Genomic DNA, 2,286 nt, shown 5'->3' with positions numbered 1-2,286 from the left:
GCGCGCTGGCCGGGGCCGGACGCACCATCGCCGCGTGCGGGCTGCACCTGGCCACGCTGGACATCCGCGAACTGGCGGACGCCCACCACGCCGCCGTCGCGGCGCTGATGGATCCGCTGGAGGAACTGCCCGGGCCCTACCTCGGGCTCGGGCGCACCGAACGGTGCAAGGTGCTTTCCGCGGAACTGGGGTCGCGCCGCCCGCTCGCGCCGACGCCGCCGCCGCTGGAGGCGGACGCGGCCCGGACCTTCGCCGTGTTCGGCGAAATCGGGCGGGCGCTGGATACCTACGGCTCCGACGTCGTCGAATCCTACATCGTGTCCATGACCCGCGGCGCGGACGATGTGCTGGCCGCCGCGGTGCTCGCGCGCGAGGCCGGGCTGCTGAGGCTGCACGGCCCGGACCCCTTTGCCCGCATCGGCTTCGCGCCGCTGCTGGAAACCGTCGCGGAACTGCAGGGCGCCGGCAGGCTGCTGGACGAGCTGCTCTCCGACCCGCACTACCGCCGGATTGTGGACCTGCGCGGCAACCTGCAGGAGGTGATGCTGGGCTACTCGGATTCGAACAAGGAATCCGGCGTGGTGACCAGCCTGTGGGAGATCCAGAAGGCCCAGCGCAGCCTGCGCGACATCGCCGCCCGACACGGGGTGCGGCTGCGCCTGTTCCACGGCCGCGGCGGATCGGTGGGCCGCGGCGGCGGACCCACCTACGAGGCCATCATGGCCCACCCCAACGGCGTGCTCGACGGCGAAATCAAGTTCACCGAGCAGGGCGAGGTGATCTCGGACAAGTACTCGCTGCCGGAGCTGGCCCGGGAGAACCTGGAGCTGTCCCTGGCCGCGGTGCTGCAGGCCTCCGCGCTGCACCGCGCCCCCCGGTTCTCCGCCGGCGAGCTGGAACGCTACGAGGCGGTGATGGACCTGGTCTCCGATGCCGCGTTTGCCAGCTACCGCAGCCTGGTCGACCATCCGGATCTGCCCGGCTATTTCCTCGCCTCCACCCCGGTGGAACAGCTCGGGGCGCTGAACATCGGCTCGCGCCCGGCCCGCCGCCCCGGCGCCGGGGACGGCCTCGAGGGGCTGCGGGCGATTCCCTGGGTCTTCGGCTGGACCCAGTCCCGGCAGATCGTTCCGGGCTGGTTCGGCGTCGGCTCCGGGCTGCGGGCCGCCCGCGCGGCCGGCATGGAGGAGCAGTTGCGCGAGATGATCGGGCGCTGGACGTTTTTCCAAACCGTCATATCCAACATCGAGATGACCCTGGCCAAGACGGATCTGGAGATCGCGGCCCACTACGTGGACACCCTGGTGCCGCCTCAGCTGCGGCACCTGTTCGGGACCATCCGCGCCGAATACGAGCTGACCGTGGCCGAGGTGCTCGGGCTGACCGGGGAGCAGGAACTGCTGGACAACCAGCCGGTGCTCAAGCGCTCGCTGCAGATCCGCGACCAGTACCTGGACCCGATCTCCTACATGCAGGTGGAGCTGCTGCGGCGCTACCGGGCCGACCAGCAGGCCCGGGAGGCCGCCGGAGCCCGGGACGGCAGCCTGCAGCGGGCCATGCTCATCACCATCAACGGCGTCGCGGCCGGGCTGCGCAACACCGGATAGCGGTCAGGGCGCTCCCCGAGTGGGGTGCTCCCGCAGTGTCGCTGGCGCGCCACGGCGGGTCCCTCGCATCCCACTCGATGCCGGCTGCGCCCGTTCGCACCCTGCCCGGCACGCTCCGCGCACGGGGGCCCTGGCCGCTCTCTTAGCGGGGCCCTCGCGCCCTACACTTGAAACCGTGCCCTCCTACCGTGCCCAGCTGGGCATCACCGGCCTGCGCCCGGGATACGCGCCGGAGCGCGTGATGGAGGCGGCGGTGGAGGCCGTCGGCTCGGCCCACCTGGTGGAGGCGAACCGGCTGGAGATTGCGGGCGGGGTGCCGCGGATCGTGGTCAGGTTCATGGTGGACGCGACGGCGAGGGAGGCCGAGGACCGGCAGGCGCTGCAGGCTGCGGCGAACATGCGCGATGCCGTGGGCGAGGTGGCCGCCACGGGAGCGCTGCAGGTGCTGCGGCGGGTGCGCGGGCGCTGGGAACCTGTCGGCTGAGCCACGGGACCCGGCAGCGGCCCGCCGCCCGGGCCGCCGTCGGAAGCTGCTAGGACACCGCCGGACGGCGCCGGCTCAGGCGTTCGTCATGCGCGGCCTGGAACCTGCCGGTCAGGGCGCAGACCAGGACGAAGAAGAGGCCGACGCCGGCGGCAACGGCCACCGGGGCGGAGTGCGGCTGGCCGGCCCAGCGGG

General features: G+C 72.7%; 2 protein-coding genes. Both read left to right on the top strand.

Translation table 11 applies throughout. The features are described from left to right. The coding region (locus ACFQ36_RS22255; protein ID WP_377017674.1) for a phosphoenolpyruvate carboxylase at positions 1–1,607 on the top strand (1,607 nt) is incomplete at its 5' end. A 175-nt stretch (positions 1,608–1,782) separates the two neighbouring features. After that, positions 1,783–2,091, top strand: coding sequence for a hypothetical protein (locus ACFQ36_RS22250; RefSeq protein ID WP_377017672.1), 309 nt, complete (start codon positions 1,783–1,785; stop codon positions 2,089–2,091). The last annotated feature ends 195 nt before the right edge of the window (positions 2,092–2,286 follow it).

Source organism: Arthrobacter sp. GCM10027362 (assembly GCF_042679445.1).
GTDB lineage: Bacteria > Actinomycetota > Actinomycetes > Actinomycetales > Micrococcaceae > Crystallibacter.
Note: the sequence above shows the minus strand (reverse complement) of the source record. Positions and strands in the feature narration are given on the sequence as shown.